Genomic DNA, 23977 nt, shown 5'->3' on the forward strand with positions numbered 1-23977 from the left:
TGGCGCCCGGACGGCTTGCTTTTCGGTTCATGCCGACCCGGCGTGAGCCGATAGCCTTCACATCCAGACACAGCTTCAGGGACGCACCATGAACCCCCACACCACCGCAGACAGCACCGCCCGCCGCAATCCGGCCCAGGAATTCAACTCCGCCTGGGGCGTGACCATGCCGGCCGACCTGGCGACGATGCCCTCGCCGGCCCCGTTTCGCGAGGCCATCCGTGGCCTGGTGACGCGCGAAGTGCACGAGCCCGAGCTGTTCAAGCACTTCTTCGGTTGATCAGCGCAGGCCCCAGGCCGCCCCGAGCAGCACAGACGCCAGCCAGGCGCCCGTCAACACCATCAGCAGCACCGGCCGCCAGCCGGCGCTCGCCAGGTGCGGAAACGAGGTCTTCATCCCCAGCCCGGCCACGCCGAGCATCAGGCAGACCCGCGACGCACCATTGAGCGCCTCCTGCACCGGCGCCAGCAGCCCCAGCGAATTGAGCGCGGCGAGCGCCGCGAAAAGCCACAGGAAGCCGGGCACCAGACCCGCCACTCTCGACAGCCGCGGCCGCGCCGGCCCGGCAGACGCGGCGCCCGAGCGATCACGGCACGCGAGCGAGACCCCCAGCACCACCACCGCCAGCAAGCTCACCCGCAGCAGCTTCACCACCGAGGCCGCATCGCCCGCCGCCGGCGAGATCGCATACCCCGCGACCACCACCTGCGCCACGTCGTGGATGCTGCCACCGATGAAGAGGCCGGCGAGCGCCGGCGGCAGCTCCGCGCGGCGCGCGATCACCGGGTACAGCACCATCGCGACCGTCGACAGCAGCGTGGCCATCACCACCACGATCAGCGCCTGCCGCTCGGGTGGCTCGTGCCCCTCACGGCGCGGCAGCACGGCCGCGATGGCGAGCGCCGCCGAGGCACCGCAGATCGCAGTGGCGCCCCCGGCCAGGAGGCCAAGCGTCCACGGCAGGCGCATGAGGCGCGCCAGCACCCAACCGCAGGCGAGGGTGCTGGCCACCGCCAGCAGCACCACGCCGGCCGTGACCCACCCCAACCCGGTGATGTGCTCCAGCGTGATGCGTGCGCCCAGCAGGCCCACACCCAGGCGCAGCAGCGCACGGCTGCTGAAGTCGACACCCGGAGCGGTGCGGTCCTCGAGGCTTTGGTAGTGGAACGCGGTGCCGAACAGCAGCGCGTAGAGCATCGGCGGGCCCTGGTGCAGGGTCGCCACGAACGAGGCGGCCAGTGCGATCAGCACGCACGTGGCCAAGCCCGGCCACACCCGCCGCAGGGTCTGCGCGGGGGCTTCGAGGAAGGCCGCCCGCGCAGTGGACATCGTGCTTACTTCTCGACGAAGGCTCGTTCGATGACGAAATGGCCGGGGGTGCTCATGTTGCCCTCGGTCATGCCCGCCTTGTCGAACAGGGCGCGCGTGTCACGCAGCATCTCGGGGCTGCCGCACAGCATGAACCGGTCGTGCTCCTTGCTCATCGGCGGCAGGCCGATGTCGCGGAACAGCTTGCCGGTTTCCATCAGCACCGGGATGCGGCCCTGGTTGCGGAAGGCCTCGCGCGTGACGGTCGGGTAGTAGATGAGCTTTTCCTTCACCTGGTCGCCGAAGTACTCGTTGGCCGGCAGCTCCTTGGTGATGACCTCGTCGTACGCCAGCTCGCCGACCTGGCGGCAGCCGTGCACGAGGATCACCTTCTCGTACAGCTCGTACACCTCGGGGTCGCGGATCATCGCCATGAAAGGCGCGAGGCCGGTGCCGGTGGACAGCAGGTACAGGTTCTTGCCGGGCAGCAGGTTCTGCGTGAGCAGCGTGCCCGAGGCCTTGCGTCCGATCTTGATCGTGTCGCCGACCTGGATGTGCTGCAGGCGCGAGGTGAGCGGGCCGTCGGGCACCTTGATGCTCAGGAACTCGAGCGTCTCTTCCCAATGCGGGCTCACCACGCTGTAGGCGCGCAGCAGGGGTTTGCCGTCGACCTCCAGGCCGATCATCGTGAACTGGCCGCTCTGGAACCGGAATCCCGGGTCGCGGGTGCAGGTGAACGAAAACTGCCGATCGGTCCAGTGGCGAACGCTCAACACCTTGGCGTCGAAGAGGTTGCTCATGCGGGAAGTTCCAAAGAGAGTTGGTGCAGGTAAGGCCAGGGAAAGATGCCCCGGTCGTGCCCGTCGCTGAAGACGAACTGCAGGCCCAGCTCACCGATGGGGTTGACGTGGGTGAAGGCCGTGCCGACGGGGGCCACCGGCGGTTGGCCGGCGAGACGGCGATTCTCGCAGGTCGCGCACTTGCAGGCTTCCCTCAGGCTCGGGGCCGTGAATTCGGCACGCCGGCCATTGACATAGGCCAACTCCAGCCGCCCGCTGGCGGCATGCAGCACCACCTCGGTGGGCACCCACTCCTGGGTCATCGTCTCCCTCTCGAACGCACGGTCCATCACACCACCTGCGCCACGCCCTGGGGACCGATCTCGGTGGCCAGGCCGGCCAGCCCGCCCTCGCTCAATTCACCCCCCATGGCGGCCAGGCTTTCATCGCGGATCAGGCCCTTGATCTGCCGCACCATCGCCGCGAACTCGGGCGAGGCGGTCATCTCGGGGGTTCGCGGCCGGGGCAGCGGCACGGTCAGCTCGGCCTTGATGCGCCCGGGCCGCGCCGTCATCACGTAGATGCGGTCGGAGAGAAACACCGCCTCGTCGATGTCGTGCGTGATGAAGAGCACCGAGATGCGCAGGCGCTGCCACATGTTGGTCAGGATCTCCTGCATCACCACCCGCGTCTGCGAGTCGAGTGCGCCGAATGGTTCGTCCATCAGCAGCACCTGCGGGCTCGTGGCCAGGGCCCGCACGATGCCCACTCGTTGCTTCATGCCGCCGGAGAGCTGGTCGGGGTAGTGGTTCTCGAACGAAAGCAGGCCGGCCAGGCCGAGCAGCGTGCGCGCCTGCGACTCACGCTCGGTGGCCGACACGCCCATCATCTTGAGCCCGAACTCGACGTTCTTTCGCACCGTCATCCAGGGGAAGAGCGAGTACTGCTGGAACACCACGCCGCGGTCGGAGCCCGGGCCACTGATGGCCTGGCCGTCGAGCAGCACCTGCCCGCCGTTGGGCTTGAGGAAGCCGGCCACCGCGTTGAGCAGGGTCGACTTGCCGCAGCCCGAGGGCCCGATCAGCGAGACGAATTCGCCCGGCCGTACATGCACGCTCGCCGAACGCACCGCCTCGACCTCCTGGCCCTTGACGCTGAAGCGGATGTTGAGGTCGCGCACGTCCACACGACCATGAGATGCCACGGTCTTTTCCATCAACGTGCCCCCCCGAATGCGCCTGCCACGGCATCGCAAGCTTTGCGAGCAGGCGGATGCCGCCACTGCACAACAAGCCCAGCACGCCGATCGTGATCATCCCGAGGGCGATCTCGGCGTAGCTGATCAGCGAATACGCCTCCCAGGTGAAGTAGCCGATGCCGAACTGCCCCGAGATCATCTCGGCGGCGATCAACGAGACCCATGCCACGCCCATGCCGACCGCGAGCCCGGTGAAGATGTGCGGCAGCGCGCCCGGGATCACCACATGCCGCAGCAGGCTCGCCTCGCCAGCGCCGAGCGTGCGCGCCGCACGCAGCAGCACCGGGTCGAGGCTTTCCACGCCATGCACCGTGTTAAGCAGGATGGGGAAGAAGGCCCCGAGGAAGGTGATGAAGACGATGCTCACCTCGTTGTCGGGCCACAGCATGATGGACATCGGCACCCACGCGATCGCCGGAATGGGCCGGAAGATCTCCATCGCCGGCATCACCAGGCCCCGCACCACGCGGTAGCGCCCGATCAGCACCCCAAGGCCCACGCCCAGCACGGTGGCGACCGCGAAGCCGAGCAGGATGCGGCGCACGCTGATGCCGATGTTGGTGACGAACTTGGGGCTCTGGTTGACCTCGACCACTTTCTCCAGCACCGCCGCGGGCGTGGGGATGTTGTTGAAGCGCACATAGGCGTCGAGCTTGTAGTGGGTGGCGAGCTGCCAGAAGAGCAGCACCCCGGCGATCGACAGGGCTGCCATCAGCAGCATCGCGCCCCGGCCGTCCCAGAAACGGCGCCAGCGGTTGGGCCCCGCAGGCGTGGCCGCCGGCAGCGGCAAGGGGGTCACGCCCTGCCCCACGTGGGCCGGCGCGGCGGTCTTGGCCGTGACCGGCTCGGGCGGGGGCGAGTACGGCTCGATGCGTTGCAGGGCGCGCATGGTGCTGTTCACTTCAGGGTCGCAGCGGCGACGGTGGTGGGGGCCTGGCCCAACGCCTCGGCGTAGGTGGCGAGCTTGCCGTTGGTTTTGGCGGCGTGGGCCTCGGCGTCCTTCTTCAGCAGGAAGGGCACGGCCACCGGCGCCTTCGGGTTGCTCGCGTCGAGCGCATAGAAGGCCTTGTCGGCGACCACCTTGATGCCCAGCGCCTTGTCGTAGAGGTAGGCGACGTTGACCTTCTTGCCCGCCGCCTCGTACTGCTTGATGCCGGCCAGCAGGCAGGCGGGCGAGCTCATCGGCACGATCTCGCCGGTGGACAGCCAGATCTCGCCGGCTTCCTTGGGCCGGGTGACCGGCACCTTGCACACCGGATCGCGGCCGCTGATGTCGTAGTTGGCCAGCGTCTGCTTCTGCGCCTCGTAGTCCTGGCCGCGCTGCTTGAAGGCTTCACGCACATAGCTCTCGTTGACCCAGGCGTTGACGTCGAACTCTTTCACCCGGCCGAGCTTGGACAGCACGCCGTGGGCGATCTTGATCGTCTCGACCCAGCGCGGCTTGATGCTCGGGTCCAGCGTGTGGATGCCGCCCGGGCCGAGGAAGAGGTAGACCACCTCCTTCTCGATCTTGGTCCACTCCTCGACCTTCGCGGCCGCGGCCTTCGGGTCCTTGCGCACCCAGTCGTTGGCTTCCATCAGCGCCTTGATGTAGGCCACCACCGCCTCGGGGTACTTGTCGGCGAACTCCTTGCGCACCACCACGCCGTGGAAGGTGGGGATCTTGGTCTGCGCGCCGTCGAAGATCTTGCGGGCGAAGCCGCGGTGCGGCAGCAGGTCGGCAAACGGCACGAAGTCGCCGTGGCCGTCGATCTTCTTTTCCTGCAGGTTGGTGGTGCCGACCTCGGGACTCTGGCTCACCAGGTTCCAGAAGTCGTTGGGCCAGCCGCGCTCCTGCATGGCCTGCAACATCATCCCGTGCGCCGCCGAGCCGAAGGGCACCGAGACCGTCTTGCCCTTGAGGTCGGCCAGCTCGTAGTACGGGCTGTCCTTGTGCACCACCACGCCATTGCCCGAGCCGAAGGCGTTGTAGGCGATGACGGCGATGAGCTGCGTCTCGCCGCCCTTGTTCTGCTGGCCGGTGGCGCCATTCACCAGCAGCGGGTAGTCGCCCATCATGCCGATCTGCAGCTTGCCGGCGATCATGCCGTTGGTGATCGGAGGCCCGGAGGTGAAGTTCTGCCAGTCGAGCTTCCACTCGACATTGGCGTACTTGCCCGTCTTGGGCAGGTGCTTTTCCAGCAGCTTCAGCTCCTTGAGCACCACGCCACCGGTGACGGTGTTGGTGGTGGTGTTCTGCGTGCCAATGCCGAGGGTCACGACTTCCTTGGCCGCCTGGGCAGCCAGCGGGGTGCAGAGCAGACAGGCCGCCAACGTGGCGGACACAAGCGAGAGTCTTGAAAACGTCATCTCAATCTCCTGGTGCGGTCGGGTCACGATCACGGAGCCGTTGCGCAAGATCGGTGCCTGCGCGCAGCCCCACCTCTGTCTCCTTCAAACCTGCTCGACGCTTTCGGTCAGCAGGCCTCGCTTGTTTTTTCTGGTTGGCCCAATGCTCCGCATCGGGCAGCGGGTCTTGCGCCGCGGTGATGAGCGGCCACTGCGCGGCCAGGCGTCTGTTCAGCTCGGCGTATTCGCGGTGCTCGGGCGGCAAGTCCTTCTCGTCGAAGATCGCCTCGACCGGGCATTCGGGCACGCACACGCCGCAGTCGATGCAGGCGGCGGGGTCGATGACGAGAAAGTCGGGGCCTTCGTGGAAGCACTCCACGGGGCAGGCCGCGACGCAGTCGGTGTACTTGCAGCGAATGCACGCTTCGGTGACGACGAAAGCCATCTCACACTCCTTTGCCCGCGGGTTTGGGCATCTGCATGGAGGTCAGCGCGAGCTTCGACAGCTTGCGCACGTCGGGGTCCGGGTCCTGCATCGAGCGCTCCAGCGGCGTGATGGCGCGCGGGTCGCCGATCTCGCCGAGGGCGATCACGGCCTCCTTGCGCAGGTTGCTCACCGGGTGCAGCAGCGCTTCGATCAGCGCCAGCACACCATCACGCGCCTTGAGCTTGCCGAGGCTGCGCGCCGCTTTGACGCGCACCTGCCAGTACTCGTCGTCCATCGCCCGCACCAGGTTGGGCACGCCGAGCAGCGAGTTGGTCTTGGCGTAGGTGGTGGCGGCCTCTTCGCGCACCTGCCACACCGGGTCGGCCAGGGCGCGGCCGAGCGCCGGCAGCACGCTCACGTCGGCGTTGTCACCGGCGTAGCTGAGGGCGCCCACGGCGATGCGGCGCACCTCGGGGTCGGCATCGTGCGCGGCGATCTCGGTCAGCGCGCCCAGCGCCTGCGGCTTCTTGAGGTAGCCCAGCACACCGACCGCGGCGCGGCGCACGCTGGCATCCGGGTGGGCCAGCGATTGCAGCGCGGGCTCGAAGGCGGCGTCGACGCGCAGGGCGCGCACCGCGTGCAGCGCTGCCGCCCGCACGCTCGCATCGGCATCCAGCAGGTACGGCAGGATGGGCGTGGCCGACGCGGCCTCCTTCAGCTCGGCGAGCGTGTAGGCCACCGCGTCGCGCACCGCGGCGTCGGGATCCTTCAGCAGGGGCACGAGCGCGTCGAGCACCTCGGGCTCCTCGAAGCCTTCGAGTGCCTTGGCCGCTTCGAGGCGCACGCTCGCGTCGGCATCGGCGAGCGCTTCGACGAGCAGCGGCGCCACGTCGTCTTCTTCATCGCTGTACGGCAGGTCGATGACCGCGATGCGGCGCACACCCGCGTCGGGGTTGCGCAGCCGGTCGTGGATGGAGGCAACGGCGACCATGGTCAGCGCACCAGGTAAGGGATGTCGACGTGCACGGCGCCGGTCGGGCAGTCCTTCTCGCACGGCATGCAGTACCAGCACTCGTCGAACTTCATGTAGGCCTTGTTCTTCGTCAGGTCGATGGCCAGCACGTCGAGCGGGCACACGTCGACGCAGACGGTGCAGCCCTTGTCGGCGATGCACTTGTCTTCGTCGATGACGACCGGGGCTTGGGTTCGGGTGATCGCGATGGTCATGGGGTTCTCCTTCGTCGGGGTCAGGCGGCGGCGGGGGTGGCGACACGCAGGCGCTGGTACGCGGACTTCTCTTCCTCGTTCAGCTCCACCACGTAGGGCTCGACCTCACGCTTGCGGAAGACGGCGTTGCCGTGTTCGTCGCTCGTCACGTTGGTGTGGCAGAACCAGTTGGCGTCGTCCTTCTCGGGATGGTCGACGCAGAGGTGGTAGAGGCCCCAGCGGCTCTCGGTGCGGAAGAGCGAAGCGCGTGCGGCCAGCTCGGCGCAGTCGCGGATGGTGTGGGCCTCCATCGCGCGCATCAGCTCGTGCGGGTCGGTGGCGCTCATGTGCTGCAGGTCCTCGCGGATCTCGTCGAAGCGCTGCAGGCCGATCTCCATCTTGCGGGTGACCTTGGGCGGCTGCAGGTAGTCGTTGACGATGCGGCGCGTCTTGTATTCCACCTGGAAGGGCGTCAAGCCCTCGGTCTTGCCGAGCGGTGCGTACACACGCGCCTTCTCGGCCTCGACCTTCTCCTGCGTGAAGCTCGGCTGCGAGATGCCGCTCACGTAGTCGGCCGCGTTCTCGCCGCAGAACTTGCCGTAGACGAAGGCGCCGAGCATGTAGTTGTGCGGGATGCTCGCGCAGTCACCGGCGGCGTAGAGGCCTGGGATCGAGCACTCGCCTTTTTCGTTCGTCCAGATGCCCGAGGCGCTGTGGCCACTGCAGAAGCCGATCTCCGAGATGTGCATCTCGATCATCTGCTTGCGGTAGTCAGTGCCGCGCCCGGCATGGAAGCGCCCGCGGCTCGGCCGCTCGTTGGTGTGCAGGATGTGCTCGATCTCGCTGATCGTCTCTTCGGCCAGGTGGTCGAGCTTCAGGAACACCGGGCCCTTGCCGCCTTCGAGTTCGTTGAAGAACTCCATCATCATCTGGCCGCTCCAGTAGTCGCACTCGATGAAGCGCTGGCCGGCGTTGTTCGACGTGTAGCCGCCGAAGGGGCCGGTGACGTAGGCACACGCCGGGCCGTTGTAGTCCTTGATCAGCGGGTTGATCTGGAAGCACTCGAGGTTGGTCAGCTCCGCGCCCGCGTGGTAGGCCATCACGTGGCCCTCGCCGCAGTTGGTCGGGTTCTCGTAGGTGCCGAAGAGGTAGCCGCTCGCCGGCAGGCCGAGCCGGCCCGCGGCGCCGGTGCAGATCACCACCGCCTTGGCCTTGATCACGTGGAAATCGGCGGTGCGGCAGTCGAAGCCCATCACGCCGGCGATCTCGCCGCTCGGGCCGGTGAGCAGGCGCGTGGCGACCACGCGGTTGGTGATCTCCACCCGTGCCCGCTTGAGCTGGCGGTACAGCACGCGCTTCATATGGTGCCCCTCGGGCATCGGCAGCACGTAGCTGCCGAGGTGGTGCACCTTGCGCACCGCGTAGTCGCCGGTCTCGTCCTTCTCGAACTTCACGCCCCACTTGTCGAGCTCTTCGATCATCGAGAAGCTGTTGGCGGCATAGGCGTAGACACCCTTCTGGTCGACGATGCCGTCATTGGCGACGGTGATCTCTTTCGTGTACTGCTCGGGCGTGGCGTGGCCGGGAATGACGGCGTTGTTGAGCCCGTCCATCCCCATGCTGATGGCGCCGCTGCGCTTCACGTTGGCCTTGTCGAGCAGCAGCACCCGCAGCTTCGGGTTCTTCTCCTTGGCCTTCACCGCGGCCATCGGGCCGCCGGTGCCGCCACCGACGATGACGATGTCGTATTCGTGTTCGATCGTGTTCATGCGTGCTCCGGGAGTGTGGAGATCAGGGTCAGCGCCGTGAACGAAGCGCTGCGTCTATCGACATGCGGAAGCGGCGTCATGACGCACGCTCCGCGAGCGGCACGCGATCGACACGCACCTTGTACTGGAAGGCGTCGCCGCGGTAATAGAGGTGTTCGTAGTCGATGGGCGCGCCATCGGCGGTGTGGGTCGTGCGCTCGATGAAGAGCACGGGCGAGCCTTCTTCCACCTTCAGCTGCGCGGCCAGCGACTCGTCGGCCAGGGTCGAACCGATCTGCAGCTCGGCATGGCCGAGCGCGAGGCCGTAGTCGTTCTCGAGGATCACGAACACGTCGCGTGCCGCCAGGTCCTCTTTCGCCAGGCGCTGGCCGATGGCGGTGGGCACGTAGGTCACGTCGAGCGAGATCGGCTCGCGGTTGAGGAAGCGCACCCGCTGCAGCTCGGTGACCTTGGCGCGCTTGGGAAGCTGCAGCTTCTCGGCCACCTGCGCCGAGGGCGTGACCGTCTTCACCGACAGCACGCGCGCAAAGGTCTCGTAGCCCATCTGCCGCATCGCTTCGCCGAAGCCCTGCAACCGGCCCAGGTCCTGGAACGCCTTGGGCTTGGAGACGAAGGTGCCCTTGCCGTGGATACGGAAGATCAGGCCTTCGTTCTGCAGGTCGTTGAGCGCCTGGCGCACCGTGATGCGGCTCACCTCGAAGGTGGCCATCATCTCGCTCTCCGAGGGCATCTGCTGGTGCGGCTGGTAGCTGCCGTCGAGGATGCGGGCACGCAGGATCTCCTTGATCTGCGTGTACAGCGGCACCGGCGACTGGGTTTGCAGCAGCGCGGCTGTCTTTTGTGCAGCGGCGGGCCCTGAAACAAGGCGGGGTGTCGGAAAAACACCAGTGAGGGCACCAGGTTTGGTCATGTTCAGGCCAACTCGTTATGACAAGTCATGCCTACGCATATCGCGTGCCAGGAACGGTGGGCCGGCAAGCCGCCGGCGCGCCGAGATAAGATGACGCCCGTCATCTGACTGATCCCCTCATGCGCTACGACGCCGAACACAAACAACGCACGCGCGCACGCGTGGTGAAGGAGGCCGCCGCCGCCATCCGCGCCGAAGGCCCCGACCGCATCGGGGTGGCAGCCATCATGGGGCGCGCCGGGCTCACCCATGGGGGCTTCTACGCCCACTTTTCGAGCAAGGACGCCCTGCTGGTGGCCGCCATCGGCGAGATGTTCGACACCGCCTGCGCCTACTTCGAGGAACTGTCGGCCGGCAAGCCGCCCGGCGAGGGCCTCGCCGCCTACGTGGCCTTCTACCTCTCGCGCTACCACCGTGACCACCGCGAGGAGAGCTGCCCCATCGCCACCATGGCCGCCGATCTGCCGCGGCTGGCGCCCGAGGCGCGGGTTGCCTTCGAGCAGGGCGCCGCGCGGCTGACGACGCTGATCGCCGGCCAGCTGGAGGGCATGGGCCGCCCCGAGCCGGGCATTGCCGCGGTCTCGCTGCTGTCCGAGATGGTGGGCGCCGTCGTGCTGGCCCGCTCGATCGCCGACCCCGAGCACTCCACCGCCATCCTGCGGGCCTCGCGCCAGTCCATCCGCGAGCGGCTGAAGCTGCCTCTCCCGGCCAAGGACGCCTGAGCCCCTCTCAGCATGTGCCCCGGGGCCATCCCGGGGTGGTGCTTGTCATGAAGCGGCGCTCCAATGGGCGCTTCACCACCCTCTCCCGCGTGCCATGGCCAAGGACTTCTCCACCATGGAGGACAGCAACCGTTCCTCCAACGCAAGCATCCACGAGGTGAGCGACCCAGCCCGCCGCACGCTGCTCAAAGGTGGCGCAGGCGCCGCCGTGACCGGCCTGCTCGCCCCCCTGGGCCTCGCCGGCTGCACGACCGCTGCGCCCCTGGCCGGCACGCTGCTCGGCTTCAAGAGTGTGTCGGTCACCACCGCCGACACCGTCACCGTGCCCGAGGGCTACATCGCCCACGCGCTCGCCCCCTGGGGCGAGCCGGTGGGCATCGCCGGCAACACCCCGGCCTTCAAGTTCGACGCCAGCAACAGCGCCGCCGACCAGGAGGTGCAGCTGGGCATGCACCACGACGGCATGCACTACTACGCCTTGACCGACACGACCGGCCTGCTCGCGATGAACCACGAGTACAGCGACGACGGCCTGCTGCACCGTGACGGCCTGGCCAACTGGTCGGCCGAGAAGGTCCGCAAGTCGCAGGCGGCACACGGCGTCTCGGTGATCGAAGTGAAGCGCCAGCCCGACGGCACGGTCGAGGTGGTGCGCCCCTCTCGCTTCGCCCGCCGCATCACGGCCTACACGCCGGTCGAGCTGCGCGGCCCGGCTGCCGGCCACCCGATGCTGCAGACCGCCGCCGACCCCACGGGGCGGCGCGTGCTGGGCATCCTCAACCAGTGCGCGAGCGGCATCACCCCCTGGGGCAGCTACCTCACCTCGGAAGAGAACTTCGCCTTCTACTTCCAGGGCCCCGACCGGCCCGATGCCCACCAGCGCCGCTGGGGCCAGCGCAAGGAGATGGGCCAGTACTACCGCTGGCACGAGCACGACGAGCGCTTCGACACCGGCAAGCACCCGAACGAGCACAACCGCTTCGGCTGGGTGGTCGAGATCGACCCCTTCGACCCGACGATGACGCCCGTCAAGCGCACCGCGATGGGCCGTGCCGCCCGCGAGGGCGCGACCGTGGCGGTGACGAAGGCAGGCCGCGCCGTCGTCTACTCGGGCGAAGACGCGCGCTTCGAGTACATCTACAAGTTCGTGAGCCGCGACGCCATCCGCCCCGGCGGCTACAAGGCCAACGCCGAGCTGCTCGACCACGGCATGCTCTACGTCGCCCGCTTCGAAGCCGATGGCCGCGGCCGCTGGCTGCCCGTCGTGCATGGCCAGGGCCCGCTCACCGCCGCCAACGGGTTCGCCGACCCCGGCGAGGTGCTGATCAAGACTCGCCAGGCGAGCGACGCCCTCGGCGCCACCAAGATGGACCGCCCGGAGTGGATCGCCATCGACCGCGAGCGCTGGGTCTACTGCACGCTCACCAACAACTCGAACCGTGGCCAGGCCGGGCACCCGGGTGTAGACGCCGCCAACCCGCGCGCCAACAACGTGATGGGCCAGATCATCCGCTGGCGCGAAGACGGCGACCATGACGGCGCCACCTTCGAATGGAACCATTTCGTGCTCGCCGGCGACCCCGCCAACGAGCGCGCCGAGGCCCAGGGCAACATCCGAGGCGACACCTTCGGCTGCCCGGATGGCCTGTGGGTCGACGGCCGCGGTGTGCTGTGGATCCAGACCGACATGAGCAGCACCGCCATGGGCAAGGGCGAGTTCGCCCGCCTGGGCAACAACATGATGCTCGCCGCCGACCCGAAGACCGGCGAGATCCGCCGCTTCCTCGTGGGCCCGCCGGGTTGCGAGATCACCGGCGCGACCGGCACGCCCGACGGCCGCACGATGTTCATCAACGTGCAGCACCCGGGCGAGACCCCCAGCGAGCGCAGCGACCCCGCCAACCCGCGCCGCTACTCCAACTGGCCCGACCGGCGGCCCGATGGCCGCCCGCGCTCGTCGACGGTGGTCATCCGCAAGCGCGATGGCGGATTGATCGGGACCTAGCGTTCAGACGGATTCCAGGACCGTGGCGATCCCCTGCCCGCCGCCGATGCACTGCGTGGCCAGCGCATAGCGCTTGCCTTCGCGCTGCAGCAGCGTCGACGCCTTGCCCACCAGGCGTGCGCCGGTCGCGCCGAGCGGGTGGCCGATCGAGAGGCCGCCGCCGTCGAGGTTGATCACGTCGCGCGAGATGCCCAGCTCGCGCAGGCAGGCCACGGCCTGGCTGCTGAAGGCTTCGTTGATCTCGACGACGTCGATGTCGGCCACCGTGAGGCCGGCGCGCGCCAGCGCCTTCTTCACCGCCGGCACCGGGCCCATGCCCATCTCTTCGGGCGCACAGCCGGCGACCGCGGTCGAGCGGATGCGCGCGAGGATCGGCAGCCGGTGGCGGCGCGCATAGTCTTCCGCGCACACCAGCACTGCCGTCGCACCGTCGGTCAGCGGCGACGAGGTGCCGGCCGTCACCGTGCCGTTCCCCGGCTCGCGGAAGGCGAGCTTCAGGCCGGCCAGGCCTTCCATCGACGTCGCCGGGCGGATGCAGCCATCGCTGTCGACCACCTCGCCCTCGGGCGTCACCACCGGCACGATCTCGTCGTGCAGGCGGCCCAGCTCCTGGGCCTTCGCGGCCTTTCGGTGCGACTCGACCGAGAGTTCTTCCTGCGCGAGGCGCGACACGCCATAGCGCTCGGCCACCACCTCGGCGGTCTCGCCCATCTTGAAATAGGCCTCGGGGTAGCGCTCGCGCAAGCCTGGGTTGGGCGAGGGGCTGAAGCCACCGTCGGGCACCCGCGTCATCGACTCCACCCCGCCACAGACGAACACCTCGCCGGCCCCGATCGCGATCTGTCCGGCGGCGATGTGGATGGCCGTCATCGCCGAGCCGCAGAAGCGGTTGACCGTCGTGCCCGCCACCGTCACCGGCAGCCCGGCGAGGAAGACGACGATGCGCGCGATGTTGTGGCCCTGCTCGCCCTCGGGGTAGGAGCAGCCAAGGATCAGGTCCTCGATGTCATTCGGATTGACCTGTGTGCGCGCTATGAGGCCCTTCACCGCGGTCGCAGCCAGGTCGTCGGGGCGCACGCCGACGAGGCGGCCCTTCTTTGCGAAGTGGAACGGGGTGCGGGCATAGCCCGCGATCACGGCGGAAGTCATGGTCAGCTCCTGTTGCGGCATTACATGATGACCATCATATCAACGCGCCGAGAAGCGTGCATGCCGCGTTCGCGACACTGTCTGCAACAAGGGTTCAGAGCTGGACGGTCGACTCGCCGATGCCGTCGAACAGCACCCGCACCGCATCGCCGGCCTGCGCGTTCAGCGCGCCGCACCAGGTGCCGGTGGTGACCACCGTGCCGGCCGGCAGCACCGCCCCCTCGGCAGTGGCGTGCTGCAGCCAGGCCGTGAGCACGTAGGCCGGGTCGCCCAGGGTGTGGGTGCCGCGGAACTCGCGCACCACGCCGCCGATGTGCACCTCGCAGCGCTGCTGCGACCAGTCGCGGGCCGCATCGAACGGCACCCACTCGCCCAGCACCAGCGCACCGTGCGATTGCAGGTCGGCCAGGCGAAGCAGCGGCGGTGCCTGCACCGACTGCAGCCAGCGCGAGTCGACGATCTCGATGCTCACCGTCATCGCGTCGACCAGCGCCGGAGCGCTCGTCTCATCCAGCGTGGCCGCGAGGTCGGCGTCGACCGCCCGGCCGAGGCGCAGCGCCACCTCCGCTTCGATGAGGCGCAGGCGGAAGGGCCAGGGCCGCGCATCGGCGGGGCTCTGCCACACGCCGGTCGGTGGCAATGGCGAATGCCCCAGCCCCGCGCTGCGCGAGGCGCCGCCCGACTTCCAGTTCAGCGCCACGCCGTCGGCATCGAACCAGCCCAGTTCGTTGGCGACCGCGGTCTGCACCAGGTACGCGTCATCGGGCGCGACCAGCGACTTCGCAAGCGGCGTGGCATCCACGGGTTGCAAGGTGCGGCGCGCCATCAACAGCGCTTCCACGACGGCATCGGCAGCAGACATCTCTCTCACTCCTTCAGGGACTTGATCGCTTGCAGCTTCTCATCGGCCATGCCCACCAGCAGTGCGCGGCCATCCGGCATGACCCGGAACTCGCCGAAGCGGGCCTTCTCCCACAGCTCGGCCTCGCCTTCGCGGAAGAACCAGGCATCGGTGACGAGCATCCAGCCGCCGCCCTTGGGCGTCAACTCGAAGAGAAATTCCCCCGGGCCGAGCGCCTCGCCGGGTCGGGCCACACGGTGCAGCGCGGCCACGCCCCGGGCATCGCGTCGCGCCACCACCTTGGGCCGCGCGGCGGTGGCCGAGGGCGGCGTCTCCAGCAGCTCGGGCGGCACGTTGAAGCGCAGCCGCATGAAGTCGCCCTGCATCAGCGAACGCGGGTCGACCGGCGCGAGCGCCACGTAGACCGGCTGGCCTTCGGCGATCAAGGTCTGCTTCTGCCAGATGGCACCCGCAGCGACCAGCAGCGTCGCGGCCGTCGCGCCGCCCACGTACCAGGCCTGACGGCCGAGCGGCGCGTGCGCGGGGCGCCCGGCCGCCGCCACCCGCGGCAAGCGCAACCACCACGCCATCGCCGCGATCACCGCCCCCACCGCCACCAGCACCAGCGCCTTGGTGGCCAGCTCCCAGGCGAGCGCGTAGTAGAAGGCGCCGACGATCCAGGCCACCGCCACCCCGGCCACGGCCGCCAGCCTCAAGCGCCCGGCCAGCAGCAGGCAGGCCAGCGCGAACAGCACACCGCCGAGCGTGCTCATGAAATACGCCAGAGCGGCCGCGCACAGCGCCGCGACCGCCAGCGCCGGCTGGCGCGCACCCGGCCAGGCCCGCCACACCCGCGCCGCGCCGGCCAGCACCAGCAGCACGCTCAAGCCCCGCAGCCCATGACCGAGCCGCAGACCGCGGTCGGGTGCACTCCCCACCTCGCGCGCCACCTCACCGGCGAGGCCACCCCCCCATCACGCCGCCCACCAGAAAGGTCATGCCCGCGAGCGCCGCCAGGCCCACCAGCACCGTCAGCCACCAGCCCGACAGCAAGGACTCGAACGCCGCGCCACGCCCCCGCCACAGGCCCTGCCACCAGGGAGACACCGCTGCGACCGCCAACAGCAGGTGCGCGGCAAACCACATCAGCTCCCAGGTGGGCGCGCGGAACCAGCCCCGCGGCTCGATCACCGCAAGCCCGGTCAGCGACGCCGCCGCCACACCCAGCAGCGCCTGCAGCCAGGCCTGACGCAGCAACAGTGCCAGGCCCACCGCAACGGCCGCCAGCAGCAGCGACGCCACCCCATGCGGCAGGTGCTGGAAGAAGCCGAACCCGAGCGCGCCGCCGCCCACCAGCACGCCCGGCACCGCGAGCTGCTCCAGGAAGAGCGGCACCTGTCGCGAACGCAGCACCACCGTCGAGCCGACCAGCAGCAGCACCCCCACCACGTAGGGACCGAGCGGGTTGTTGATGAGCGGCCCGAGCAGCAGGCCCACCATACCCAGCAGCGGCACGGCCGCCAGCCAGGCGCCGAGTGCCGTCAAGAGCACCACCGGCCAGGGGCGTTGCTCGCCGCCCGGCCGCGTCGTGCCCTCGGGCAGCAGCTGCGCGGCCTGGGCGCGTGCGATCACGTCGTCGAGCACGTCAGCCATGGGCGGCCTCCGAGGTGCTCGTGTCGTGCTCCGTGTACTGGCGCGACAGTTTCAGGATGCCGCTCACCGTGCCTGCCAGCAGGCCGGCCGCCACCATGCCGAGCAGGAACAGCGAGCCAATCTCGTCGCCGTTCCAGTCCTTGAACAGCAGACGCGCCAGCCCGCACACCAGCAGGGTGTTCAAGCCGAGCGCCAGCGCACTCAGCACGAACACGTCGAACGTGCGGCGCTGCGCCGCGAGCGCCGCACCCACCCCGAGCAGCAGCAGGCCCAGACCGTAGTGGGGCGCCACCTCGCGCTCGAAGAGGCCGCCGAGCGCCGTGGCCGTGACCATGATCACCGCGAGCGTCGCCGCGCTGCGCAGGCTCCAGAGGCCGGCGCCGGTGACCCGCTGCGTCGGCGCACTCAAGGCAGCCACCACGCACACCGCCGCGAGCCACGCCATGGCGTGCACCGTCAGGTCGCCGGGCTCCACGCGCCAGCGGTGGCCCAGGTGCGCATAGGTCCAGAGCGAAATGCCCACCATCACCACCAGCGACCACGGTGCCCACAGCACGTCGCTGCGTGTGCCCAGGCAGAGCGGAATGCCGAGCGCCGCCCACAACGCGAAGAGCTGCCACGGGTCGGCGCCGGTCTGGTAGGTCTGGCCGAAGTAGGCGAAGAGTGCACCGATGCCGAGAAACGCCACCAGCCCGAGCGCCGGCCGCGCCCCGGGGCGCAGCGCCGCGCCCAGTCCGGTCACGCCGACGAGGGCCATCAGCAGCGCAAAGCGGCCCATGCGGCCGAGCGTGTCCCAGTTGGCCGCGATCCACATCACCACGCCCAGGCCCACCAGCGCGGCGGCCACCACCGCCAGGCCGATCGGCACCACGCGGGCCAGCCGGGCTGGCTCGTCGTCCACCGCCCCCAGTGCGAGCAGGCGGCGACGCCCGCTGTCGTCGAGGCCGTGCGTGTCGGCCAGCGCATGCAGCGCCCATCGAAGGTTCATCGGTGTCCTTGCGGTCCAGGTGGCGCGCATCTTCGCAGAGCTGTCGGAAGGCTCCCACAGCACCCAGCGGCCCGCGCCGACTGACCCCGTGCGCCCGCGTTCCCATACTCCCCCGACACCCTCAGGAGACCCCCATGCCCAAGATCGCCTCCGTCATCACCCGCAACGTCGTGGTGGTGCGCCCCGACGAAACCCTGCACCGTGCGGCCGAGCTGATGAGCCGGCTCGACGTGGGCGCATTGCCCGTCTACGACGGCCAGGGCCTGGTGGGCATCGTCACCGACCGCGACATCACCGTGCGCGCCACCGCGCTCAACAAGCGGCCCGACGAGACCCTGGTGCACGAGGTCATGAGCGAGCAGACCCTCTCGTGCACCGAGCACGATGACATCGACGACGTGGCCCAGCAGATGGGCGAGGCCCAGGTGCGCCGCCTGCCGGTGCTCAACCGCGAAGGCGAGATCGTGGGCATCGTGTCGCTCGGCGACCTGGCCACACGCCAGCACAGCGAAGACCTGGACGACACGCTGCGCGACATCTCTCAGCCGAGCGACCAGGCGATCCAGCTCGCGTGACGACATGAGCACCGGGCCGAGCGCCGGGCCGCCCCAAGCCGGCCCGGCCCCCCGCGGGGGGTCGTCCGGCGTACCCGCCGGGCGGGGGGCAGCCATCTGGCGCCTGGCCAAGGCGGCCGCGGTGTCGTGGCAGAACGACTACGCCCCCAGCATGGGTGCGGCCCTCGCGTACTACACCACCTTCTCCGCAGCCCCGCTGCTGTTGATCGTGGTCTCGGTGGCCGGCCTCGTGTTCGGCGCCGAGGCGGCGCGCGGCGAGATCTTCGCGCAGCTGCGCGGCATGCTCGGCGAAGAGGGCGCCGCCGCCATCCAGGGCCTGCTGGAGAGCGTGTCCAAGCCGAAGGAGGGTGTCTTCGCCACCGTGCTCGGCGTGATCGTGCTGCTCATCGGCGCGACCACGGTGTTTGCCGAGCTGCAGGATGCGCTCGATCGCATCTGGCGGGCCCCGGTGCGCGCGCGCAGCAGCGGCCTGTGGTCGCTGTTGCGCGCCCGAGTGCTCTCGTTCGGCATGATCCTCGGCATCGGCTTCGTGCTGATGGTCTCGCTCGTGGTCAGCGCGGCGCTGTCGGCGCTCGGGCACTGGTGGGCACCGCTCTTCGGCGCCTGGGAGGTGACGCTGCAGATCGTCAACCTGCTCGTGAGCTTTGCGCTCGTCACCCTCATCTTCGCGATGATCTACAAGGTCATGCCACGCGCGAAAGTGGAATGGCGCGACGTGTGGATCGGTGCCGCCGTCACCTCACTGCTTTTTTCCATCGGCAAGCTGCTGATCGGCCTGTACATCGGCAAGAGCGGCATCACCTCGGGCTTCGGCGCCGCCGGCTCGCTCGCCGTGGTGCTGGTGTGGGTGTACTACTCCGCGCAGATCTTCCTGCTGGGCGCCGAATTCACCTGGGTCTACGCGCACAGCTACGGCTCACGCCGCGGCGAGCCGGCACCCGACGGCGAGATCAGCCGGCGCGTCACCCAAACTGGCGCGCCGCCGCCAGCCCGCCCAGCCGCGACGTGATCGCAAAGAACTGGGCCACCGTCTCGTCGATGATCTGCTGCGCGGTCTTCACGCTGTCGATCAACGCTGCGCTCTGGCCGGCCAGGGCCGGTGCGGCTTCCATGTCGCCGTCGAAGTAGACGCCGCGGATGCCCTTGAGTGCATCGGGCGCCATCACGCCTTCTTCGTAGATCGCCTGCGTGCGCTTGGATTTCAGCGCCCGGATGCACGGCGTCGACTTCTTGTTGAGCACCAGCGTGCCGGTGTCCTTCGCGTCGATGATCGCCTGCTTGTAGTTCGCATGCACCGGGCTTTCGGCGCAGCTGACGAAGCGGGTGCCCATCTGCACGCCCTCGGCCCCCAGCGCGAACGCCGCGGCCATGCCCCGGCCGTCGCAAATGCCACCGGCGGCGATCAGCGGCACCTCGGTGCGCTCGCGGATGGCCTGCAGCAGCACGAGCGTCGACACCTCTTCCGGATTCTTGAAGCCGCCGCCCTCGGCGCCCTCGACCACCAGGCCGTCGATGCCGGCGTCCACGCATTTCATCGCCGCGTCGACCGTCGGCACCGCGTGGTAGACGGTGATGCCCGCGTCCTTCAGCGGCGCAATGAACTTGGCCGGGCTGCCCGCCGAGGTCGTCACGAACTTGACGCCGCTTTCGCAGACGAACTTCAGCATCGCATCGTCCTTCAGGAAGCGGATCGGCAGGTTCACACCGAAGGGCAGCCCGGTGGCGCGCATCTTCGTGATCTCGGCCTGGCAGTTCTCGGTCTCGCCGGACGACGTCTCGATGATGCCCAGGCCGCCGGCGCGCGAGACGGCCGAGGCGAGCGGGGTGCGGGCGATCCAGCCCATCGGGGCCTGCAGGATCGGGTAGGTGGCGCCGGTGTGCGCGAGGACTCGGTTCGTCGTCATGCCGGCGATTCTGGCGACGTGCCCGCGCCGCACCTGTCGCCTGCGTTACCCGTGGCTACGACACCATCATCAAGCGGTGCGCCAGCGGTGAGGGAGAACCCTGGTGCACGCAGTGGATCTGCATGCGCAGCGTGAACGCCTCGGGCAGCTCGCGCAGCACCACCGCCGCGCCCGCCGCCGGCTGCAGGCTCTTCTGCACGAACGCGAGCCCGAGCCCCGCAGCGACCAGCCCCAGCGCGGCCGCCGGGTCGGCCGCTTCGAAGCGCACGTCCGGGGCCCACCCGAGCCGGGCACAGGCCGCCAGCAACTCCTCGCGCGCATGCCACGACAGGGGCGCCACCAGCGGCTGGCCGTTCAGGTCGAGCGTGCCGGCCGTCGCGAGTGCATGGCCGGCCGGCACCGCCAGCAGGAAAGGCTCCTCCAGCAGCAACGAACTCACGAGCCCGGTTTCCACCGACGGCGCGGCGTAGGTGTAGCCCAGGTCCAGCTCGTCGCGCTGCAGTGCCGCAAACTGCTCGGCCGAGTGCAGGCTGCGCAGCTGGATGCGCGCCAGCGGCACCTGCTGCTGCAGCGCCTGCAGGGCCTTGCCGATCACGCCGGCGTGCACCGCACCGGCGACGTAGCCCACCACCAGCGTGCCCCGCTTGCCGCGGCCCGCATCGGCGGCGCGCTGCTGCACCCGCTCGGCATGCGCCACCAGCGCCTTGGCCTCGACCAGAAAGTCGCGCCCGGCGGGCGTCAGCCGCAGCCGCTTTTTCTCGCGCGTGAAAAGGGTCAGGCCCAGCCGCCCTTCCAGCTGCTGCAGCTGGCGCGACAGCGGCGACTGCGAGATGTGCAGCAGCTCGGCCGCCTGGCCCACGTGCTCCGTTTCGGCCACGGCGATGAAATACCGCAGCTGTTGCAGGTCCAGCATCTTGAGACGCTCCAGGTCTGAACTCAGTCCCCAACGGTCTTGGACGCGAGTATCAGCGTTTCGAGGAATCAAGCCTCCCCAACCCTCGGCAGGATTTCACACGTCGCTACGCAAGTTGGGCTTCATCGTCACCGGCACCCCCAGGCGATGCACTCGCCAGGCTCCGGCGGGGTCTCGGCTGGCGGTGCGAGCAGGCGGTTTGTTGACGGCGCTCAAAGCTGCGCCCGGCCGTTCACGCGACAGTGCGCCCCAAGGAGAAGATGCATGAGCGAGACAACTTCTGGCCCTTCCGTCAAGACGCAGGAACGGCGCAGCCTGATCTTTCTGTCGGTCGTGATGGCGCCGCTGCTGGCGGTCGTCGTGGTCTCCGGCTATGGCTTCCTGGTCTGGGTCTACCAGATGTTCGCCGGCCCCCCGGGCGGCTGAGCGGGAGATGCCCATGGGCCACGCCAACCCCGAACTCCACATCGCCAGCCTGGTGGTGCACGCCACGCCGAAACGCGCACCCGGCATCGCCGTCGGCATCGACGTGCTGCCTGGCGCCCAGGTACATGCCGTGACCGAGGGCGGCAAGCTCGTGGTCACCCTGGAGGCCGACTCCGCCGACGCGATGCTCGCGCAGATCGGCCACCTCCAGCGAACCCCTGGCGTGCTCAGCGCCACCGTGGTCTACCAGTGCATCGACAGCGTCGATGCCATGAACCAGTTGATGACCGAACCATCGACGATCAATCAAGAGGTGCCCGATGGCCATCGTCCGTCGTGATTTCATCCGCAACACCGCCGCCGCCACCGCCGCGATGGTGGCCGGCGTGCCGCTGCCCGGCATGGCCCAGGCCCCCGCGTCACCGCAAGACCCGAACGTGAAGTGGTCGAAGGCGCCCTGCCGCTTCTGCGGCACCGGCTGCGGCGTGACCGTGGGCGTGAAGGACAACCGCGTCATCGCCACGCAGGGCGACGTGCAGGCCGAGGTCAACAAGGGCCTCAACTGCGTCAAGGGCTACTTCCTCAGCAAGATCATGTACGGCGAGGACCGGCTCACCAAGCCGCTCCTGCGCATGAAGAACGGCCAGTACGACAAGAACGGCGAGTTCCAGCAGGTGAGCTGGGACATGGCCTTCGACACCATGGCCACGCAATGGAAGAAGGCGCTCAAGGAAAAGGGCCCGACGGCGGTCGGCATGTTCGGCTCCGGCCAGTGGACGGTGTGGGAGGGCTACGCCGCGCTCAAGCTGATGAAGGCGGGTTTCCGCACCAACAACATCGACCCCAACGCGCGCCACTGCATGGCCTCGGCGGTGGCCGGGATGATGCGCACTTTCGGCATGGACGAGCCGATGGGCTGCTACGACGACATCGAGGCGGCCGATGCCTTCGTGCTCTGGGGCTCCAACATGGCCGAGATGCACCCGGTGCTGTGGACGCGGGTCACCGACCGGCGCCTGTCGGCCGCGCATGTGAAGGTGGCGGTGCTGTCGACCTTCGAGCACCGCTCCTGCGACCTGGCCGACGTGAACATGATCTTCACGCCGCAGACCGACCTGGCCATCCTCAACTTCATCGCCCACCACATCATCTCGACCGGCCGGGTGAACCGCGCCTTCGTCGACAAGCACACCACCTTCAAGGTGGGCAACCCCGACATCGGCTACGGCCTGCGTCCCGAGCACCCGCTGCAGAAGGCCGCCAAGAACGCCAAGGAGGCAGGCGGCGCCAAGCCGAGCAGCTTCGACGAGTTCGCCAAGTTCGTCTCGACCTACACGCTCGAATACACCGCCAAGCTCTCGGGCGTGCCGGCCAACCGGCTGCTGCAGCTGGCCGAGCTGTATGCCGATCCGAAGGTCAAGGTGATGTCGTTCTGGACCATGGGCTTCAACCAGCACACCCGTGGCGTGTGGGCCAACAACATGGTCTACAACATCCATCTGCTGACCGGCAAGATCTCCACCCCCGGCAACAGCCCCTTCTCGCTGACCGGCCAGCCCAGCGCCTGCGGCACCGCCCGCGAGGTAGGCACCTTCTCGCACCGCCTGCCGGCCGACATGGTGGTGGCCAACCCCGAGCACCGCAAGCACACCGAAGAGATCTGGAAGGTGCCCGAAGGCACCATCCCCACCACCCCGGGCTACCACGCCGTGCTGCAGAACCGCATGCTGAAAGACGGCAAGCTCAACGCCTACTGGGTGATGGTCAACAACAACATGCAGGCGGCCGCCAACCTGTCGCAGGAAGGCTTCCCCGGCTACCGCAACCCGGCCAACTTCATCGTCGTCTCCGACGCCTACCCGACGGTCACCGCCGTCGCGGCCGACCTGATCCTGCCCACCGCGATGTGGGTCGAGAAGGAAGGCGCCTACGGCAACGCCGAGCGCCGCACGCACTTCTGGCACCAGCTGGTGAACGCGCCGGGTGAGGCGAAGAGCGACCTCTGGCAGCTGATGGAGTTCAGCAAGCGCTTCAAGATCGAAGAGGTGTGGCCGGCCGAGACTCATCGCCAAGCAGCCGTCGGTGAAGGGCAAGACGCTCTTCCAAGTGCTGTTCCGCAACGGCCAGGTCGACGCCTTCCCCACCTCGCAGATCGAGGCCGGCTACGCCAACGACGAATCGAAGGCGTTCGGCTTCTACGTGCAGAAGGGCCTGTTCGAGGAATACGCGACCTTCGGCCGCGGCCATGGCCACGACCTCGCCCCCTTCGACACCTACCACCAGGTGCGCGGACTGCGCTGGCCTGTCGTGAACGGCAAGGAGACCCGCTGGCGCTACAAGGAAGGCAGCGACCCCTACGTGAAGGCCGGCACCGGCTACCAGTTCTACGGCCACAAGGACAACCGCGCGGTCATCTTCGCCCTGCCCTATGAGCCGCCCGCCGAAGCGCCCGACGCCGAATACCCGTTCTGGCTGTCGACCGGCCGTGTGCTGGAGCACTGGCACTCGGGTTCGATGACACGCCGCGTGCCCGAGCTGCACAAGGCCGTGCCCAACGCCGTTTGCTACATGCACCCGGAAGACGCGCGCGCCCTCGGTGTGCGGCGTGGCGACGAGGTCATGCTCAGCTCGCGGCGCGGCCACATGCACACACGGGTGGAGACCCGCGGCCGCAACAAGCCGCCGCGTGGCCTGGTGTTCGTGCCCTGGTTCGACGCCAGCCAGCTCATCAACAAGCTCACGCTCGACGCCACCGACCCGATCTCGCTGCAGACCGACTTCAAGAAGTGCGCTGTCCGGATCAACAAGGTGTGAC

General features: G+C 68.8%; 23 protein-coding genes and 3 pseudogenes. 8 read left to right on the forward strand and 18 right to left on the reverse strand.

The features are described from left to right. Positions 1–88: 88 nt before the first annotated feature. The gene (locus LRS03_RS17670; RefSeq protein WP_257827110.1) at positions 89–280 is read left to right on the forward strand and encodes a hypothetical protein; all 192 of its coding nucleotides are present in this window, start codon (positions 89–91) and stop codon (positions 278–280) included. On the opposite strand, the gene LRS03_RS17675 is transcribed toward LRS03_RS17670, so the two are convergent. The 11 genes and pseudogenes from LRS03_RS17675 to LRS03_RS17725 all read right to left on the reverse strand — a co-directional run bounded on the left by LRS03_RS17675 (position 281) and on the right by LRS03_RS17725 (position 9986). After that, a complete protein-coding gene (locus tag LRS03_RS17675; RefSeq protein WP_257827111.1) occupies positions 281–1330 on the reverse strand; it encodes a YeiH family protein in 1050 nt (349 codons plus the stop codon). It abuts the gene before it with no gap. 5 nt (positions 1331–1335) lie between these two features. Beyond that, positions 1336–2109, reverse strand: a complete 774-nt coding sequence (locus LRS03_RS17680) for a ferredoxin--NADP reductase (RefSeq protein WP_257827112.1) — start codon at positions 2107–2109, stop codon at positions 1336–1338. After that, complete coding sequence (locus LRS03_RS17685) at positions 2106–2438, reverse strand: DUF971 domain-containing protein (RefSeq protein WP_257827113.1); 333 nt, start codon at positions 2436–2438, stop codon at positions 2106–2108. Before LRS03_RS17685 ends, LRS03_RS17680 begins: the two co-directional genes overlap by 4 nt. After that, entirely contained in the window at positions 2438–3304 is an 867-nt protein-coding gene (locus LRS03_RS17690; protein WP_257827114.1) for an ABC transporter ATP-binding protein, read from the reverse strand. The genes LRS03_RS17685 and LRS03_RS17690 overlap by 1 nt, the downstream gene beginning before the upstream one ends. Positions 3305–3380: 76 nt before the next feature. Continuing rightward, a pseudogene (locus tag LRS03_RS17695) lies at positions 3381–4235 on the reverse strand (ABC transporter permease); the annotation flags it as partial. 8 nt (positions 4236–4243) lie between these two features. Further along, a complete protein-coding gene (locus tag LRS03_RS17700) occupies positions 4244–5695 on the reverse strand; it encodes an ABC transporter substrate-binding protein (RefSeq protein WP_257827115.1) in 1452 nt (483 codons plus the stop codon). Positions 5696–5816: 121 nt separating this feature from the next. Beyond that, positions 5817–6119 (reverse strand): annotated as a pseudogene (gene fdxA, locus LRS03_RS17705) (ferredoxin FdxA); the annotation flags it as partial. Position 6120: 1 nt separating this feature from the next. Continuing rightward, the gene (locus tag LRS03_RS17710) at positions 6121–7092 is read right to left on the reverse strand and encodes a HEAT repeat domain-containing protein (RefSeq protein ID WP_257827116.1); all 972 of its coding nucleotides are present in this window, start codon (positions 7090–7092) and stop codon (positions 6121–6123) included. A 2-nt stretch (positions 7093–7094) separates the two neighbouring features. Then, a complete protein-coding gene (locus tag LRS03_RS17715) occupies positions 7095–7328 on the reverse strand; it encodes a 4Fe-4S dicluster domain-containing protein (protein WP_257827117.1) in 234 nt (77 codons plus the stop codon). 20 nt (positions 7329–7348) lie between these two features. Next, complete coding sequence (locus tag LRS03_RS17720) at positions 7349–9076, reverse strand: fumarate reductase/succinate dehydrogenase flavoprotein subunit (protein WP_257827118.1); 1728 nt, start codon at positions 9074–9076, stop codon at positions 7349–7351. Positions 9077–9152: 76 nt separating this feature from the next. Next, the gene (locus LRS03_RS17725) at positions 9153–9986 is read right to left on the reverse strand and encodes a GntR family transcriptional regulator (RefSeq protein ID WP_257827119.1); all 834 of its coding nucleotides are present in this window, start codon (positions 9984–9986) and stop codon (positions 9153–9155) included. A gap of 119 nt (positions 9987–10105) precedes the next feature. On the opposite strand from LRS03_RS17725, the gene LRS03_RS17730 reads away from it, so the two are divergent. After that, complete coding sequence (locus LRS03_RS17730; protein ID WP_257827120.1) at positions 10106–10708, forward strand: TetR/AcrR family transcriptional regulator; 603 nt, start codon at positions 10106–10108, stop codon at positions 10706–10708. Between the two features lie 94 nt (positions 10709–10802). Next, positions 10803–12713: a PhoX family protein gene (locus tag LRS03_RS17735; RefSeq protein WP_257827121.1), complete on the forward strand. Its 1911-nt coding sequence runs from the start codon at positions 10803–10805 to the stop codon at positions 12711–12713. Between the two features lie 3 nt (positions 12714–12716). On the opposite strand, the gene LRS03_RS17740 is transcribed toward LRS03_RS17735, so the two are convergent. The 5 genes from LRS03_RS17740 to LRS03_RS17760 all read right to left on the reverse strand — a co-directional run bounded on the left by LRS03_RS17740 (position 12717) and on the right by LRS03_RS17760 (position 17344). Then, a complete protein-coding gene (locus tag LRS03_RS17740; protein ID WP_257827122.1) occupies positions 12717–13862 on the reverse strand; it encodes a thiolase family protein in 1146 nt (381 codons plus the stop codon). Between the two features lie 94 nt (positions 13863–13956). Next, entirely contained in the window at positions 13957–14724 is a 768-nt protein-coding gene (locus LRS03_RS17745; RefSeq protein ID WP_257827123.1) for a fumarylacetoacetate hydrolase family protein, read from the reverse strand. A gap of 5 nt (positions 14725–14729) precedes the next feature. Then, a complete protein-coding gene (locus tag LRS03_RS17750) occupies positions 14730–15584 on the reverse strand; it encodes a GDYXXLXY domain-containing protein (protein WP_257829592.1) in 855 nt (284 codons plus the stop codon). A gap of 70 nt (positions 15585–15654) precedes the next feature. After that, positions 15655–16356 (reverse strand): DUF4401 domain-containing protein, encoded by a 702-nt coding sequence (locus LRS03_RS17755; RefSeq protein WP_257827124.1) that lies wholly within the window; start codon positions 16354–16356, stop codon positions 15655–15657. Further along, the gene (locus tag LRS03_RS17760; protein WP_257827125.1) at positions 16349–17344 is read right to left on the reverse strand and encodes a DUF2157 domain-containing protein; all 996 of its coding nucleotides are present in this window, start codon (positions 17342–17344) and stop codon (positions 16349–16351) included. Before LRS03_RS17760 ends, LRS03_RS17755 begins: the two co-directional genes overlap by 8 nt. Positions 17345–17478: 134 nt before the next feature. Here LRS03_RS17760 and LRS03_RS17765 point away from each other — a divergent pair, with 134 nt between their 5' ends. Beyond that, positions 17479–17919: a CBS domain-containing protein gene (locus LRS03_RS17765; protein WP_257827126.1), complete on the forward strand. Its 441-nt coding sequence runs from the start codon at positions 17479–17481 to the stop codon at positions 17917–17919. A 4-nt stretch (positions 17920–17923) separates the two neighbouring features. Next, positions 17924–18928 carry a YihY/virulence factor BrkB family protein gene (locus LRS03_RS17770; protein WP_257827127.1) on the forward strand — a complete coding sequence of 335 codons (1005 nt, stop codon included), beginning with the start codon at positions 17924–17926 and terminating at the stop codon, positions 18926–18928. On the opposite strand, the gene LRS03_RS17775 is transcribed toward LRS03_RS17770, so the two are convergent. Together LRS03_RS17775 and LRS03_RS17780 are read right to left on the reverse strand one after the other, a co-directional pair. After that, positions 18882–19823 (reverse strand): NAD(P)H-dependent flavin oxidoreductase, encoded by a 942-nt coding sequence (locus tag LRS03_RS17775; protein ID WP_257827128.1) that lies wholly within the window; start codon positions 19821–19823, stop codon positions 18882–18884. The genes LRS03_RS17770 and LRS03_RS17775 overlap by 47 nt on opposite strands. A 55-nt stretch (positions 19824–19878) precedes the next feature. Further along, the gene (locus LRS03_RS17780; protein ID WP_257827129.1) at positions 19879–20736 is read right to left on the reverse strand and encodes a LysR family transcriptional regulator; all 858 of its coding nucleotides are present in this window, start codon (positions 20734–20736) and stop codon (positions 19879–19881) included. 264 nt (positions 20737–21000) lie between these two features. Here LRS03_RS17780 and napE point away from each other — a divergent pair, with 264 nt between their 5' ends. The 3 genes and pseudogenes from napE (at position 21001) to napA (ending at position 23976) form a co-directional block, all read left to right on the forward strand. Beyond that, complete coding sequence (gene napE / locus LRS03_RS17785) at positions 21001–21162, forward strand: periplasmic nitrate reductase, NapE protein (RefSeq protein ID WP_257827130.1); 162 nt, start codon at positions 21001–21003, stop codon at positions 21160–21162. Between the two features lie 13 nt (positions 21163–21175). Further along, entirely contained in the window at positions 21176–21502 is a 327-nt protein-coding gene (locus tag LRS03_RS17790) for a chaperone NapD (protein ID WP_257827131.1), read from the forward strand. Continuing rightward, positions 21483–23976, forward strand: a pseudogene (gene napA, locus LRS03_RS17795) (periplasmic nitrate reductase subunit alpha). The gene LRS03_RS17790 and the pseudogene napA overlap by 20 nt, the downstream one beginning before the upstream one ends. Position 23977: the final 1 nt, after the last annotated feature.

The organism is Rhizobacter sp. J219 (genome assembly GCF_024700055.1).
GTDB lineage: Bacteria > Pseudomonadota > Gammaproteobacteria > Burkholderiales > Burkholderiaceae_C > Rhizobacter.